The 15723-nt window shown below is 49.0% G+C and carries 11 protein-coding genes and 1 pseudogene; 4 read left to right on the top strand and 8 right to left on the bottom strand.

The window, feature by feature from the left end; all coding sequences use genetic code 11:
* Positions 1-62: 62 nt before the first annotated feature.
* The 4 genes and pseudogenes from ACESSO_RS15090 to ACESSO_RS15075 all read right to left on the bottom strand — a co-directional run.
* A pseudogene (locus ACESSO_RS15090) lies at positions 63-215 on the bottom strand (Maff2 family mobile element protein); the annotation flags it as partial.
* Between the two features lie 2 nt (positions 216-217).
* Complete coding sequence (locus tag ACESSO_RS15085) at positions 218-2080, bottom strand: VirD4-like conjugal transfer protein, CD1115 family (RefSeq protein ID WP_373166369.1); 1863 nt, start codon at positions 2078-2080, stop codon at positions 218-220.
* The gene (locus tag ACESSO_RS15080; protein ID WP_373166368.1) at positions 2077-2565 is read right to left on the bottom strand and encodes a PcfB family protein; all 489 of its coding nucleotides are present in this window, start codon (positions 2563-2565) and stop codon (positions 2077-2079) included. The genes ACESSO_RS15085 and ACESSO_RS15080 overlap by 4 nt, the downstream gene beginning before the upstream one ends.
* Positions 2566-2571: 6 nt before the next feature.
* Complete coding sequence (locus ACESSO_RS15075) at positions 2572-3471, bottom strand: DUF6017 domain-containing protein (RefSeq protein ID WP_373166367.1); 900 nt, start codon at positions 3469-3471, stop codon at positions 2572-2574.
* A 597-nt stretch (positions 3472-4068) separates the two neighbouring features.
* Between ACESSO_RS15075 and ACESSO_RS15070 the strand changes: the two genes are divergently transcribed.
* Positions 4069-7575 carry an S-layer homology domain-containing protein gene (locus ACESSO_RS15070; protein WP_373166366.1) on the top strand — a complete coding sequence of 1169 codons (3507 nt, stop codon included), beginning with the start codon at positions 4069-4071 and terminating at the stop codon, positions 7573-7575.
* A 440-nt stretch (positions 7576-8015) separates the two neighbouring features.
* On the opposite strand, the gene ACESSO_RS15065 is transcribed toward ACESSO_RS15070, so the two are convergent.
* From ACESSO_RS15065 to ACESSO_RS15050, 4 genes are all read right to left on the bottom strand, one after another.
* Positions 8016-8441: a transposase gene (locus ACESSO_RS15065; protein WP_373166365.1), complete on the bottom strand. Its 426-nt coding sequence runs from the start codon at positions 8439-8441 to the stop codon at positions 8016-8018.
* Between the two features lie 71 nt (positions 8442-8512).
* The gene (locus tag ACESSO_RS15060) at positions 8513-9346 is read right to left on the bottom strand and encodes a transposase (RefSeq protein WP_373166363.1); all 834 of its coding nucleotides are present in this window, start codon (positions 9344-9346) and stop codon (positions 8513-8515) included.
* A gap of 106 nt (positions 9347-9452) precedes the next feature.
* Entirely contained in the window at positions 9453-11156 is a 1704-nt protein-coding gene (locus ACESSO_RS15055) for a M56 family metallopeptidase (protein WP_373166362.1), read from the bottom strand.
* Positions 11156-11518 carry a BlaI/MecI/CopY family transcriptional regulator gene (locus ACESSO_RS15050; RefSeq protein WP_373166361.1) on the bottom strand — a complete coding sequence of 121 codons (363 nt, stop codon included), beginning with the start codon at positions 11516-11518 and terminating at the stop codon, positions 11156-11158. Before ACESSO_RS15050 ends, ACESSO_RS15055 begins: the two co-directional genes overlap by 1 nt.
* 172 nt (positions 11519-11690) lie before the next feature.
* On the opposite strand from ACESSO_RS15050, the gene ACESSO_RS15045 reads away from it, so the two are divergent.
* From ACESSO_RS15045 to ACESSO_RS15035, 3 genes are all read left to right on the top strand, one after another.
* Positions 11691-12245 carry a hypothetical protein gene (locus tag ACESSO_RS15045; protein ID WP_373166360.1) on the top strand — a complete coding sequence of 185 codons (555 nt, stop codon included), beginning with the start codon at positions 11691-11693 and terminating at the stop codon, positions 12243-12245.
* An 86-nt stretch (positions 12246-12331) separates the two neighbouring features.
* Positions 12332-14218, top strand: a complete 1887-nt coding sequence (locus ACESSO_RS15040; protein ID WP_373166359.1) for an S-layer homology domain-containing protein — start codon at positions 12332-12334, stop codon at positions 14216-14218.
* A 158-nt stretch (positions 14219-14376) separates the two neighbouring features.
* A complete protein-coding gene (locus ACESSO_RS15035) occupies positions 14377-15669 on the top strand; it encodes an S-layer homology domain-containing protein (protein WP_373166358.1) in 1293 nt (430 codons plus the stop codon).
* Positions 15670-15723: the final 54 nt, after the last annotated feature.

Raw genomic sequence — 15723 nt, 5'->3', positions numbered from 1 at the left:
GACGGTATCGCCGGTTCCGTCTGGATTGTGCTTTTCCTTTCCTCTTTTGATTACCTCTAATTAGCCATGACCTGCTTGATGCCCTGACTCTTGGAGGCAGGGTTGTCCTGGCCGTAACCTTCCAGAAGGTTGATGCCGCCCCACACGCACAGGCCGCCGCCCAGGGCAATGACCAAAGTCTGCAAAACGTCGATAGCACTGGTAAAAAAGCTCATATTCATAGTTCCTTTCGTTCAGTTGAATTGTTTGGTTGAAGGTCGGTGGCTTTCAATTCGTACAGATCGAAAGGCTCATCCGGCTTTACGATGGCCGGTCTGCGTTTCATGTACCGTTCAATATCAAAGGTGTTTTTCTTGTCGGCGTCGGCAAGGTACTTGTAGCGGGGATGCTTGGTTATATCAAACTTGTCGCTGAAAAACGGCCGCACCCCTCGAAGCTGCAAAATGCACTTGCCTCCGTCCATCACTGCGATTTCGTCCTGAGTCATCAGCTCCTTTCCTAATTTCTGATAGTTGAGGCCGTGGGAAACCTGACTGCCCCGGTTCTCGGATTGATTGAAGCTGTCGATGGTCTCCTTGCCCAGCAGCTCCGAGATTTCTTTCAGGGTGGATTTCTCCTTGCCTCCCAAAAACAAGGTGGTGTCGCAGTTGCCCACAATGGTATCTGCGGCGTCCTTGTAGATGGTCTTTAACTGGCTTTGGGACTGCAAAATAATAGAAGCCGAGATTTCCCGGCTCCGGATGGTGGCAATCAGCTTGTCGAAGTTGGGTATCTGCCCGATGTTGGCGAACTCGTCCAGAAGGCACCGTACATGGACGGGCAGCCTGCCGCCGTAGACGTCGTCCGCCTTGTCACAAAGGAGATTGAATAGCTGGCTTTGCAGCATAGCGATGACGAAGTTGAAGGTGGTGTCCGTGTCGCTCATAATGAGGAACAGCGCCGTTTTCCGGTCGCCCAGGGTATCCAGCTCCAGTTCGTCGTCCGACATGATCTCCCGCAGCTCCGCAATATCGAAGGGGGCAAGGCGGGCGCCGCAGCTAATCAGGATGGATTTCAGGGTCTTGCCGGCGGCCAGCTTGAATTTGCGGTACTGCTTCACGGCGAAGTGGTCAGGGTGCTCCTTCTCCAGTTTGGCAAAGAGCAGGTCAACGGGGCTTTGAAATTCCTCGTCGTCCTCTCTGGCCTCCGATGCGTTGATGAGCTCCAGCAGAGTGAGGAAGTTTCGCTCCTCCGGCTCCGCCTCGTACCAGATGTACCCGATCAGGGCGCAGTACAAAAGCCGCTCGGCCTTCACCCAAAAATCTTCCGAGGATTTTTCTCCGTCGCCTTTCGTGTTGGCAATGATGACATTGACCAGTTTGAGGATGTCTTTCTCCGACCGGATATAGGCGAAGGGGTTGTATTTCATGCTCTTTTTGAAGTTGATGGTGTTGAGGACCTTGATGCGATACGGCTCATAGATGACCTTCCCGCGGGCATCCCGCAGGGGTTTTCCGTTCTCGTCCAGCTTGGGGCCACCCCGGCGCAGCATGGTTCCCACCTCGGACAAAAGCTGCCCTTTGGGATCGGTGACCACATAGCTGCTGTGCATCTGCATCAGGGAGGGTTTGACGAAAAACCGGGTCTTGCCGCTGCCGCTGCCGCCGATAACCAGGATGTTTTTGTTCCGGGCGTACTTGGGATTTTTCGGGCGGCTGGACATGGTGAGCTTTTCCGTCTGGGTCAGAGGAATGTTCCAGTCGGGGACCGGATCGACATAGGGGGCAATATCCGCCGCTGTGCCCCACCGGGCGCTGCCGTACTCAATGCCCTTGCGATATTTCTTTGTATTCTTGCTCTTGGCATACACCGCCAGCCGAACAATGACCGCCCCGGCGATGCCCACCAGCAGGTCCAGCGGATGCAGGCTGGGCAGCCCAGAAGAAAACGCCTCCGTAAAGCCCTGGCTCAAATGCAGGAACTTTTCAGAGGCGTCAAGGCCGGGCGCAAGGCGCACCGCCTGGCAGAGCTTTTCAAAGAGATACACAAACAGCAGATACGGGAGGTTGGGGAGCAGCTTTTTCTTCCAGTCAACCGTCATAATTCCACACCCCGGTCTTTGGTCTTGACCTTCTCCCGCTGGCGGTGCTGGGCTTTGGACTGCTGCTTTGCCTGCTCCAGCTCCTTGCGGATGGAGGGCTTTTTCTCTTTCTCCAGGTTCTTTGCGGAAAACTCCCGGAAGGCCGCCGTGATGACATCGGCATCCCGACCCTTGAAGAACACCAGGTAGCGGGGTATCTCGCCGCTGGTATCCTTTTTCAGCGCGAAGTCAATGCCGTACTTCTTGGCGGTGGCAGAAAAGGCTCGGATGTTCTGGTCGGTGATCTCGATGTTGGAAACACCGGTGTTGTGCTTCATAAGCTGCCGGAGGGTCTGTTTTCCGTGGTGCAGCTTGGTCTTGTGGCCGGTCACTCCTTTCTGCATCTCGTCCAACACTTTTTTCATGGCCTGTTGCAGCATACCGGCGGAGAGTTTGGCGGCCTCCACACAGAGGGCAACGGTGCGCTGGGTGACTTCTTCCTGCATGAGTGATTACCTCCTTTCTCCGCTGCCGTACAGGTCGTGGTTCACCAGGGACGCATAGTAGCTGTCGATGGTGGCCGGGGCGTTATACAGGGCAGCCAGCAAATATTTCTTGATGTTGCGGACATATGTGGTGTTCTCCCGCATACGGTCCAACACGTACTCGATATGGGAACTGTTCAGCTTCAGGAACCGGGATTTGACCACCTCCGCCGGATAGTCGTCCCCGGCAATGCGGATTGTCTCCCTGCGGGAACAGACGGTATCCACCATGAGCTCCACCAACTCATTCAGTATATCCCGATCCAGCCGGTCATCCCGGCATAGATAGTCATACTCGATATTCTCCAAAATCAGTTCCCGATAGCTCTCTCGCTCCCGCATCCAGTCCTGTCCGGTCCGTTTGGCCCCTGCGGGGGTTTGGGGGCTTGATTGGATAGGATTTGATCCTTCCGTACTTGATGAATCAGTATTTGATATTTGGTTACTTGATTCTTTAGTATTTAATTGTGCGGGTTTTTCCTGTTCAGGTTTTCCCAAGACAGGAGAATCCAAGACTGGTTTTACCTGAACTGGATTTTCCCGTTCAGGTTTTCCCGGCTTAGGTTCCGGCGGTCTGGGCTGCTCCAAGATCGTGTACTCGATGCTGCCAAGCCGCCCGTTGGCGTTACGGACTCTTTCACGGATAATGTACCCCGCATCCTCCAGCTCCCGGACCGTAGCACAAATGCTGTCCACTCCATCCCGGCATATCCGGGCAAGGCCTTTGGTGGTGTAGTCCCAATCCTCCGGCAAAGACAGCATGAGGGACAGTAGCCCCTTCGCTTTCAGCGACAGCGCCGTGTTCCGCAGATGATGGTTTGCCATCACCGTGTAGTCGCGGGTTTTCTCAATGCGAAATACCGCCATAATCTCACCTCCCTCCGGCGGTCTGGAAAAGTGTTCGTTTGCGGGGAAAAGATGACCTCTGTATCCAACGGATACCCGAAGGACAAATCACCTGCGCCTGCTTTCCAACAGGCAGCACAGGAAGAAAATAGAGGGATTTTCGCCCCTAATTGGCACACTAAATTTTAGGCGTAAAAAAGGGCGGCTGCCTTAAAACAGTCGCCCTAATGTGGGGGGATATACAAGATATTTTTCTGTTCGGATGCCTGAAAACCATTGATATTACTGGGTTTTTCAAAAAGTTCTGTATCGCCACTCGTACCAATCTAAGTTGACAGACCGCCAAGAGGCTGGCCTGTCAATTTTTTATGTTCCAGAGGTCATACCATACGTTTAAGCCGCAACAGTATCGCTGCGGCTATTTTATTTGTATGACAAAGGAGCGAAATACGCTTTTTCTATGCGTATTCTGGATTTATTTTCTATTTACTATACGCGCAACAGGTTGCTATAATGGAAAAACCACGATTTGTTCCCTACAATCACCTAACGGAACTCGCAAAGATAACAGCAATCAGAAATGGAGCAAACATGATGAAACACAAATTGCGACGAGGTATGTCAGCTTTACTGGCAACGATCTTACTAGGGCAATGTGCCCCGGCAGCTCTGGCTGCTCCAGAGGATACGACGGTGGGAGAAGCCATCGCCATCACCGAGGAGATATTCCCCGATGCGGCTTTCCGGGAATGGCTGGAAAATCCAAACCATATCAACGGATACGGTGCAGATGGTGTACTAACGGTGGGGGAGTTGGCTGACATCCGCTCCATTGATGTAACGAATCAGAATCTGACGACGCTGCAAGGTATAGAAGTCTTTTCTGCACTGGAATCCCTGAATTGTAAAAACAATGTTCTGACTGCGCTGGATGTCAGTCAGAACACCGGGCTGAAGTATCTGCACTGCGCCTTTAATCGGATTTCATCGCTGGATGTATCCGGATTAAAAGAGCTGATCTCGCTCAACTGTGAGAGCAATGGCATGACGAAGCTGGATCTGACGGGTTGTTCTGCGCTAGAGATTATCTATTGCCGCAATAACAATCTCCCTGTTGTGGATTTTTCCACCAACACTAAGCTGAAATTTATTGAAACCTTTGATAATAAACTGACTGACGTGGATTTGTCCATGCTGTCGGCGTTGGAGTTTGTCCATCTCGATCATAACCGCCTGACCCATTTGGATCTAAGCCATAATACCAATCTCAGCCCCATCGGCAGCGGTTTTGTCGCACGCAACAACTGGCTGGAGACACTCACGCTGCCAGTCAGCAGCTCACTTGTGGTAGAGGCTTCGGTCTATGACGAGCAGGACCCTAAGCCGGGCTATGAGCGCACAGCGTGGTATCTGGATGCGGATTTTACACAGCCGGTACCAGATGAACTGCCTGCAAATGGACAAACACTGTATGTTAAATGGCTGCCGAATGATTACACTATCTATTTTTCAGCTAACGGCGGAAGCGGATCGATGCCCTCTCAGGCCGCAGTATGGGATACCGAACTGATTTTGCCGAATAATGGGTTTTCCCGTTTGGGCTACCAGTTTACCGGCTGGAAAAACACGTTTGGAGACGGAAAAATCTATCCCGCGCAGGAGACGGTCAAAAATCTTGGCGGAGAGATACAGGGGGATCGCGTTACGCTGTATGCCCAATGGAAGCCTATCCAGTACCACATTGCCTTTGCCGAAAATGGCGGCAGCGGACAGATGGATACCATCACTGCCGCTTATGATCAGGTGCAGAATTTGCCGGATTGCACCTTCACCGCGCCGGAAGGCATGGAATTCGCTGGCTGGTCGTTGACGCAAGGCGGAGCCGTGCGGTACAAGAATCAAGCCTCCGTCCGTAATCTGACGGCACAGGAGGACGACATGGTTACGCTGTATGCAGTCTGGCGTGAGCCGGCAGTCAATCAGTACTTGCAGCAACTAGATCAGGCGTTTTTCGCCTATGTACCGACCAACTACACAGCGCAGGATTGGGCAGAACTGGCAGCTCGATATGAAGCGGCGCGAACGCAGCTGGCGGCCGCAGATGAGGAACAGTTGGGAACACTCCTTTCGCAGGCTAAAAGTGAGATGGCTCAAGTTTCGACACTAACCAAGCGGATTAAGCAGGCTGACTTGCTGTGGCGCAATACATATGGTGAAGTCATCGGACAAATTGACGGGCAGGCGATCAGCGAAGCCAATGCTGTTTCCATCGGTACAGCGGCAGAGCAGGCCTTAGAAGGTCTGACGGCGGAGTTTATCGCGGCGCAGACCGATCTTAAGGATGAGGAAGATCGTCAGTTGGTAGCGGCGTCCACAGTACAGCAGGTGGAGGAAGTCATGCAGGGGTTGCGCTGCTTGACGGCGGCGGCACAGTGGGCTGCCGCACTCAACGGTCTCTCTACCCGCACGATGAGCGAAGTCACTGCCACATGGCTGCCGGTCTATGAAAATGCTATAGCGGAAGCCCAGATGTATGCCGCACAGCTACAGGCCACCTTACTGGACGCACTGCAGCAGCGCGCCGAACTGTCACAGCAGAAGCAGCAGGCAGTCGCCCAATTACATATGGATCACAGCAGCTACGACCCATCTCATTACACGGAGGAAGGGATTCAGCAGCTGGACAACATTCTGCATACCGCGATTGCCGCCATCGAACAGGCAAGCTCAGTATATGACGTGAAGGCATTGCTGACCCGTGCGCAAGAGGACTTGCGGACAGTGCCGGATAACAGTCCCCAGACCCCGCCGGATAGTGGTGCAGGTGGTAACGATGGAGACAATAATAACGGTGGTGGCAGCTCTACCGGCGGAGGCGGTTCCACCAGTGGTGGCGGCTCTACCAGCGGCAGCAACGATGTATCACCAACACCACCGGAAGAACTGCCCGACAGTATACTCAACTTGCCGGTCACAGGAACCATGGATAGCACAGGCAAGATTTACAATGCACAGCTCTCTGCCGACAGCCTGAGTAAATCTGTGCAGACCGCGCTGCAAGCGGCACAGGCTGCCGGTACAGCGCCAGCGCTTCACATTGCGGTAATGTCGGATGCCGCTGAAACCGTACAGCTGGCCCTGTCAACAAATGCGCTGGCGCAATTGGGGGCTCACAAACAAGCTACGTTCGTGATGGAGACGTCGATTGGTTCCATTTCGCTAGATGCTGCAGCACTGGTTTCGGTTGCGAATTGGGCGGAAAACCGTATGATAACCATAACTCTGACCGAGGCAGCGCAGTCTCGTCGAGCTGGTGACACCAGTCAATCATTGTGGGCGTGGCGGATATTATGCGATGAGAAAGAACTGACAGAGCTGCACGGTGGCCACGCAGAGGTGAGCATACCCTATACACTGGGTGCGCAGCAGAACGCAGCGTGTGTCATCATTCGCACCCAGAATACGGCCGGCGGCTGGTCCGAAGCACAGACCAGCTACGATATCCAGCACCAAATGGCTCGCTTTGTAGCTGCTGCTCCCTGTGTGTTTACTGTTGGCTATGACGATACTATGGCATGGTCGGGCAGCTTTGCAGATGTAGACAAGCAGGCATGGTATTATCCGGCGGTGCGCTATGTATGCTACTATGGTATGATGAACGGTACATCTGCGGAATCATTTGCACCGGAGAGCGGATTTTCCCGAGCGCAAATGGCGCAGATTGTATATAATTTGGAAGGCCGTCCCCAAACCATACAGGCAAAGTGTACGGATGTTTCTCAGGACGCTTGGTATGCTGCGGCGATCAGCTGGGCCATGAAGTCCGGCATCCTGACGGGGTATGGCGGTGGCCGCGTTGGTCCGGACGACCCGATCACCCGTGAGCAGCTGGCGGTTACGCTATATCGCTATGCGGGACAGAAGGGCTATGACATATCCGCACAGGCAGATCTGAGCAGTTTTGCCGATGCAGATGTAATCAGTGCGTACGCACGACTTCCACTGGCTTGGGCACACGCATCTGGCATTGTCAACGGCATCGATGCCGCAACACTCGCTCCCGACGGCACGGCAACCCGTGCGCAGGCCGCGACAATGCTGATGCGTTTCCACCAAACCGTTTAATTCCATGTTACAAGCGCTTTCAGGACTTGTCAATTGGAATGTTAATTGCGCTTTGCATCATGCACAACAGCAAAATTGCAATATCTATAGTGTTGCACTGTTTCGTTGGTTTTATACCAAATCGACAAAAATGCTTCTTCTCTCGATTTTGTATCTGTGTGAGCTGTTTAATTAGCGATAACAAACAATTATCCGGCGTGAATACATCGGTGCTGTTACATTATTTGTTTTCTCCCGAGAAGGAGCCTCGCGTCCCTGATACCCGCTTTTGACGATTTTAAACAGAGCTTCTGGCATTTCTATCCCGCTTTGCAGTCATATTTTATACTTTTAGAAATTTTAGTATATTTTAGTTTGAAAAGTAAAGTAAGGATAAATTATAAAAACGACGTTCCAAATTGGAACGTCGTTTCAGCCTGTCGAGAAACCCGGTTTATGCATCAAGCGTGGACTGGGTTTCTGGCGTATAGAGGCCAGAAGAGAATAAAAGCGAAAGGCGAACGCTTCTCCTTCCACAACCAACTGGCCAATTTTTTCAGATTCATGGCAGCAAACTTAAGCTTCACCCAGTTGGACTCCTGGGCCAAGCCTCTGTACTGCGTATAACGCATGGCGTGTTTTTCCTTGGCGTCAGCAAAGACCCGTTCAATGGTCTCCTTCCGCCGTTTGTAGAGTTTCCGGTATTTTAGCGTATAGCGGACGTCGTCGGCTAAGTCCTCATAGTCTTTCCAGATATGCCGCTGTACCGTTTTGACACAGTCTTTGGAGTGGGTGCACAGGTGGCGGGTAGGACAGTTTATACAGATGCGAGGATCACTTCTGTACTCCCGGTATCCATCCCGGTTGGTGGTACGGTAGGACAACACTTGGTATTCCGGACAGAGCACACAGTTGTAATACTCGTCATATACATACTTCCATCACTCGTGCCCAGCCTTCATGGTCTGCGGACGCTTGTAGGCGGTGGAGAGCGCACGTCCATCTTCAAATACTTCTTGCAGATGTGTGGGGTCTTGTAGGCAGAATCGGCAACAATGGTCTCCACCTCGGGAAAAGCTTCGGTCACACGGTCGTAGACCTCGTCAAATGCAACACTGTCATGTACATTGCCGGGGGTAATCACTGTTTCCAGAACAAATCCATTCTTATCACAGGCCGTGTGGGCTTCATACGCAAACTGCCGCTTGTGGTCTCCCTTTACAAATAATCCGCTGTCCGGGTCGGTTACGCTTCGGGTTACGGTACGCTGTTTCTCTTTCTTCCGTCGGGCCAATTTTTTCTTGGAGGTATTGTCTCTGCGCTTTTTGGTATTGGCGTTCGCTTTGATATGCGTGCCGTCTACAAATACCGCCTTGGGGGAAAGGTATCCTGCCTGCGCCACTTCCTCCAGAATCCACGCAAAGACACGGTCTACCGTCTCTTCGGTAAAGCGATGCCGAAAATTATAGCTCACCGTGGAGAAATGAGGTGTTTCCTCCTGCAAGGTGTACCCCAAAAACCAGCGGTATACTATATTTAAGCCCACTTCTTCTGCCGTTCGCCGAAGGGATGGCAAGCCATACAGATGCTGGATCAGTACCATTTTTAACAGCACCACAGGGTCTATGCTCGGCCGGCCATTGTCTTCACTGTACAATGGCTCCACCATTTCGTACAGGCGATTAAAATCCACTGCTTGATCTATTTTCCGAAGCAGATGATCCTTCGGTACTAAACTGTCTATCCCTACAATCTCTACTACGTCACGGTCCATTTTTCCGTGTTCCAGCATCTTTCTCACCACCTATAACATTTTACCTCATACAAACGAAAAAAGCCCAGCTTTTGCTGGACTTTTTCGACAGGCTGAGAGGGGGCTTTAGCCCCTCTATAAAATCTTATGCGGTAGTTGAGTCTGAAACTAGTTTATATAATGAGTTAAAAATTTCGGAATCGGCAGTGTACCAATATTGTTCTCCACTACTAATTAATGATACGCATAAAAAACGCCGATCGCATTCAAAATGCAGTTCAATTTGCGTATCACTATAAAGGCTGAAACTATTTTTCGAGTACACGAAATCAGGAATTTGCTCTGATGGCACACTGATCCATGCCACATTATATATAATTTCCTTGATGCGTGATACCTTATTTGTATCCATATAGTAGTCAAATGCATTATTCATAACGTGGATTGATTCACCGGAAAAGAATTTATCAAAGTTAGAGGATAAATAGCTGCCCCTATCGCGATATAAAAGCTGAGAGATCTTATCGAAAGTGCCTTCAGGAAGCTGTACCCACGAATCTCCATTTTGCATAGTGTTATCAAAGAACAAGTTAAGGCTAAACGAGTCACTGCCTGAAAGGTAAAGAACAATCATTGGTATGTTGTTTTCATCATGCTGAGGGGGCGAGATATTGATTGCTTCGGCATGAAGTAATGTATCCGATATTTTTTGTAGATCTTCTTGGTTATTAAGAAAGTACTGCGTCTTTTTTGTAACGCGGCTGTCCCATGCATTTGAAAATGAATAATACAAATTATTGATATCTGATTCCTCGAAATAGGTTAATGTCTGATCAGTCTGGTTGTTTGGAGAGTAATTGATACGAATGCCAATCATACAAGCACAGATAAGGACGAAAACGATGGCAGCGATAAGAGTGATCCGATTTTTAACGCACACAGGATAACTGGAGATTTCCTGTATCCTTTTTTTGAGCGGGGCATTGGCAAAGCCTATTATAATGGGAGATGTATGTCTTTTGGAAAGTTGAGCTGCCGTAATCAGCGCATGGCCGTAATGATAACGATCCTCTTCTGTGCTATGTTTTAGCACACGTTCATCGCAAGCGTATTCTGCATCTCGGCGCGCAAAAGCAAAAGCTATCCAGATGAATGGATTAAACCAATGTATTCCCTGTAAAATCACCATAACACCGCGGATAAGCAAATCATGGCCTGCAATATGGGATAATTCGTGACGGAAAATAGCAGTTGAGAAATAACAAGGTAATTTATCACTCCATGCTTTCGGCCAAACAATTGTAGGGAAAAGAACTCCTTTGGCATATGCGCAATTTGCTTCACCAACGACTAACCGTACATGATCAAGATGAGAAAATTCTGCCTTAACTTGTAAAAAAATCTGTTGTAAATTTTCTGGTGGGACTGAAGCTTTTTCATTATATTTATTGCGCAATACAATCAAAAACAAGCCCAAATAGTATGTGATGACTCCCAAAACATATATACTAACGAAAACCCGAAAGATGTAGCCGGTGTCGCTGGCCGGCTCATTCAGCTCCCCGCTCTCGTAATCGATTATGTCTGTTGGAACGGGTGCATCAAGAAACAGATCGGATTGAGAATCGTTGGTTATGCTGCTGGATTCACTTACTGCAATTCTTTCAGGAACGGAAATTTCTCCGAAAAAAGGGATACATAATCTCAATAGCAGGATGCACCAGATCAAATAATGTGCCTGAGCACTGATGCGATTTTTCAAAACCTTTTTCACAATCGCGATAATGAAGGCCAGAAAAGTTCCCGTTATTGACAAACGAATGACAGCAGCCAATAAACTCATTTCCATCACCTCTTCTGATCCAGAAGTTTTCGCAGTTCTTCTAATTCCGCATCTGACAGGTTTTCGTCTTCTATAATTCTTGCAAAAAGCATATTGAGCGAGCCGGCATAGAGCCTGTCCACAAGACTTTTGGTTTCTTGCTGTTGAATTTGTTTCCGTGTGATAATCGGTTCACAAACGAAGTTTGGATCAGTTCTCTTTACAAATCCTTTTTTAACAACCCGTGTGATTAAAGTATAAATGGTATTTTTCGACCAAGCAGTTTCCTTCATCAATATTGATGCTATTTCACTGGCACTGATGGGGTGATGATCCCATATAACATTCATTATTTTTAATTCGCTTGGCTGCAATTCATAATGTTTCATAAGCCCTCCTTACTACTACAGTAGTATATTGTTATCTTATAACATAAAACGGTAGAAAGCAAGTTACATTTTTGCTGTATCAGTTCATGAAAAATGTTTCAGCTACGGCGGTTGACACGTTTATACTACTGTGGTAGTATGAATGCAAGGGAATAAAAAGGAGAAAAGCGGGATGAAGGTCATTCGCATCATTATAACAATTATCTATATTTTTATATTTATTCCCTTTGGGTTTCTTTACTTTGGATTTAGTAACGGAGCCTTTTATGAATATGTTTGGGAGCCTACAAAATCTGAAGCAAAAACACTTGTCGAAGACGCTCTTCCTGTTTCCTTTCCATGTGAAATTGACATAAAGCAAATTCGGTACTATTTGCCGACTTACCAATTAAATATCCTCAAGTATCATAAATTTGTTTTAACAATTCGCAACGATGAGAACAAACAAAGTATCATGGAGGAGTTAGAAAAGCATCTTGCAGAAAATGACGGCACTTTCTTCATCGGCAATATCGATCAATCCAATCAAGAGATAGCGTTTACGCTATATAATGATGCAAAGGATTTAAAATTGTCGGATTTGGTTAGAAAGTATGGCCGTCGAATACACGAATCAACTGTTGTGTACCTTGCGATTTTGTCTCTTCCGGTTATTTTTTTGTGGATGCCATATGATAAAATTTTTCGGATAATGCGACGAAAGCTGCGTTTTTATCAACAGTCATAGAAATGTCTCTTACTCATGAGGGAAAAACATGAAAGGGGTGGACCCGGATGTTGAAAACAGGAAAGATGATCGCGGTTTGCACGCTCATGTTAGCATGCTTGCCGGCGGCAGGGGCCGTAGATTCGCCGCTGGTGCAGGTATACCCGACGCAATACGAACAGGTCTACACAGACAATCAGCACGCAATCGTGACGGATGATGCGGTGATCGCTGGAGCGCACTGGTGGTTTGGCGTATACGCGCTGGATGGAACGGTCATTATACCGCAGGAGTATACCAATATCTCTTGGGACAACGGCTATTATGTCACTTCCAATGCGTCAGGCAGCGGCGTCTACTCATCAACAGGTGCGCTTCTTTTGCCGGTTGAATATGATAAAATTCAGATTGATGCGGAAGAAGAGGTTGCATTTGTATGTAAAGATCAGCAATATGGGCTGTATTCTCTGCAGGAGCGGAAGTGGGTTATACCGCTGCAGCAAGCAAATCATGCAGCTTATGATTTTGGTCTGCATGCAGTCAAAATAGACGATCAGTATTATGCATATGACGGTACTCCTCTGGCATCGTTCGGTGAAAATGTGAGTGCCGCAGGTCCGGACCGCTTGATTTTCAGCGCAAACGGAAAAGAAGGCGTGCGGGATCTTTCCGGGACGGTTATTATTCCGGCAGAATATGATGATATCTACAATCCATATGGCTGGAATGAATTCGCGGTGGAAAAAGCCGGCAAATGGGGGCTGATCGACCGCAACGGCAAGGAAGTGTGCCCGATAGAGTATGATGGCTTCTACGGCGGTGAATCGGGTGTGCTGGTATATCGAAACAATGGGGAGAAAAAAGACTATTATTTACCGGGTGGAACTCTCTTGACTGCTGGTGTGGATGATGTTACCCAATGGCTTGGCAATGCAATAGAGATCCAAAACAACGGAAAATATGGTGTGATTGATTGCAGTGGTCGGGAAATTTTGCCGTGTATTTATGATAGTGGTCCCACCATAGACCCATCGATCGATTTTCTGGTTCTGTCGCAGTATGTGCAGGGGGACGGATCCACAAAAGAAAGACGCTATGATACGGTCGTTTCGGAAAATGCAGAAGTCATGGTCCCCGCAGGACGGTACGAGGAACTCCGGTTTTCCTATGATTACGGTACAGATGATGAGGCGGTCTGGTGCTTTCATGATGGCAAACTGTGTGCCATTTACGACAAGCAAGGGCGTAAAATTGCGACTGCACCAATCCCAATAGAGGACTGCGCGTACGATGGTGGTTATTATTGGTCGCAGCTTGGTTTGTATTCAGCGGGGGATCGCATCTATACGACAGATAGTGATTGCATCCTGCAGGCAGATCTCCTGCGTACCGAGTGGTCTGGGAATGCGATCTACATCCAGCGGAACGGAAAGTGGCAAGTTGCGATGCTCCATCCCTATGATGGGTTGCCTTCTGCATGGGCTGAGCCGGAGATTAATGCGGCAGAGAGCGCCGGGATACTGCCGGATGCTCTAAAAGTGAGCTGGGATATGCCGATCAGCAGGGAGGACTTCTGCGTGCTGGTGATGCAGGCGCTGCACCAGAAAGGAATTGCGGCAGACGAGGCTTTGCTTTCCGATCCGTTTACAGATACCAGTCATGAGGATGTGGTGGAAGCCTATGCACTGGGAATCGTAAACGGTGTGGGAAACGGGCGGTTCTCCCCGGACGAGTCCATCACCCGGGAGGAAGCGGCCAAAATGCTTTGGAAAGCAGCCGTTTTGCTGGGTTACCAAGCCACGGATGAGCCGCTGGCCTTTGCGGATCAAAATGAGATTTCTGATTGGGCGCTGGAATCGGTAAACGCTATTTCTTCCATCAGCGGCGCCGGCCGACCTATCATGCAAGGAACAGGAAATAACCGTTTTTCGCCAAAAGGTTCTTATACACGGGAGCAGGCCGCAGCCACGGTTTACCGCCTATATATCGGTTAGGGAATCGAGGCAAAAAGCAAATCCTTTGCAAGCCACCGGCGAGGACAGTGGCTTTTGCTTACAAATACAAAGGATGATAATCAGATGGGTAGGAGCAGTACATTGGCGAAAAAAACGGTCTTATCCCATGCTATTATGTAGTTGAGGAGGTTGATTGTATGAAAAAACTTACAGTTATTTTGCTTGCTGCGCTGTTTTTCTGCCTATCGCCGGCATATGCAGCGACTACGGAGCAAAGCAACGGTATCACTTGGTCGGTCGACGGGACAACGCTGACCATCAGCGGTGAAGGGGCTATGCCGGACTATGCCGACCCCAACCATAACTTCAACAACGAATCTACGGCTCCTTGGTATGGCATGGATATTGAAAAAGTAATCATTGAGGAAGGCGTTACACGCATCGGACAACTATCATTTTTGAAAATGAAAAATCTGAAAACTGTGGAACTTCCCTCTACGGTTGCTGAAGTTGGATGTTGGGCATTTTCACAGTGTCCAATTACTTCTATCACCTTTTCTGGACCTGTATATTTGGAAAATAATGTTTTTGAAGGGTGCAAGGAATTACATTCCATTATATTTGAAAGTCCTGCTACCTTTTCGAATTTGTCCTTATCAAATTGCCCCAGTTTAACTGCATTACATTTCCCGGATGGTACAACGGATTTAGGTTGGGCTCCGTTTTATAACGGCTCTATGAAAGCAGTCTGGATTCCTGATAGCGTACAAAATGGCGAAGATATCTTCATGTCATGGGGAAGTGCTGACGGCACATGGAATTACAGAGATCTGACGGTGTATGGGGAAGCAGATTCATTTATCGAAGGAGAATGCGAAAAAGATAATATAACCTTTGTCGCTCGTGCAGAAACTCCCAGCCTGACGTTCTTCCGTGAGCAGGCCAAATATCCAGCCGGGAAATTCCAAGATATTGCTGCATCGCAAGAGTCTGCGGTCAAAACCGTTTGCGAGCTCGGCATCATGAATGGCCAGTCCAACAGCCGCTTTGCGCCGTCCGGTTCGCTGACCGTGGCCGAAGCGGTAAAAATGGCGGCGATGGTGCATAATACTTATAACGGCTTTCAGGGTGTATTTCCGGTTCGGGCGCAGGGTGCCGCGTGGTATCAGCCTTATGTAGACTACTGTGTTGCGCTGGGAATCATGACCGGGACAGAATTTGACGATTATAACCAACCGGCTACACGCGCACAGATGGCATACCTGTTTGCAAATGCACTGCCGGAGCAGGAACTGGCAGAGAACAGTGATATGTCCGCATTTCCGGATGTCACGGACCAAACCCCTTATTTTGAAAGCATTTTAGCACTGCAAAAAGCCGGCGTCGTGATCGGAGATGAAAAAGGATATCGTCCGAATGATACGATTTCACGTCTGGAAGCAGCCATCATCATTTCCCGTGAAGCTGTACCGGATATGAGAGTTTCGTAAAAGTTGATGAAGGTAGGGCTACAAGCTGGATGAGCAGAAGCGGAGTGAACTGAA

This window comes from Agathobaculum sp. Marseille-P7918 (assembly GCF_964248325.1).
GTDB lineage: Bacteria > Bacillota > Clostridia > Oscillospirales > Butyricicoccaceae > Agathobaculum.
This window is presented reverse-complemented; position numbering and strand designations above follow the sequence as displayed.

Bases quoted from the DNA above. Each gene is read 5' to 3' on its own strand.
- ACESSO_RS15075 (WP_373166367.1), bottom strand. From the start codon at position 3,471: ATGGCGGTATTTCGCATTGAGAAAACCCGCGACTACACGGTGATGGCA.
- ACESSO_RS15050 (WP_373166361.1), bottom strand. From the start codon at position 11,518: ATGAAACATTATGAATTGCAGCCAAGCGAATTAAAAATAATGAATGTT.
- ACESSO_RS15060 (WP_373166363.1), bottom strand. From the start codon at position 9,346: ATGCTGGAACACGGAAAAATGGACCGTGACGTAGTAGAGATTGTAGGG.
- ACESSO_RS15070 (WP_373166366.1), top strand. From the start codon at position 4,069: ATGTCAGCTTTACTGGCAACGATCTTACTAGGGCAATGTGCCCCGGCA.
- ACESSO_RS15045 (WP_373166360.1), top strand. From the start codon at position 11,691: ATGAAGGTCATTCGCATCATTATAACAATTATCTATATTTTTATATTT.
- ACESSO_RS15080 (WP_373166368.1), bottom strand. From the start codon at position 2,565: ATGCAGGAAGAAGTCACCCAGCGCACCGTTGCCCTCTGTGTGGAGGCC.
- ACESSO_RS15040 (WP_373166359.1), top strand. From the start codon at position 12,332: ATGTTAGCATGCTTGCCGGCGGCAGGGGCCGTAGATTCGCCGCTGGTG.
- ACESSO_RS15035 (WP_373166358.1), top strand. From the start codon at position 14,377: ATGAAAAAACTTACAGTTATTTTGCTTGCTGCGCTGTTTTTCTGCCTA.
- ACESSO_RS15055 (WP_373166362.1), bottom strand. From the start codon at position 11,156: ATGGAAATGAGTTTATTGGCTGCTGTCATTCGTTTGTCAATAACGGGA.
- ACESSO_RS15085 (WP_373166369.1), bottom strand. From the start codon at position 2,080: ATGACGGTTGACTGGAAGAAAAAGCTGCTCCCCAACCTCCCGTATCTG.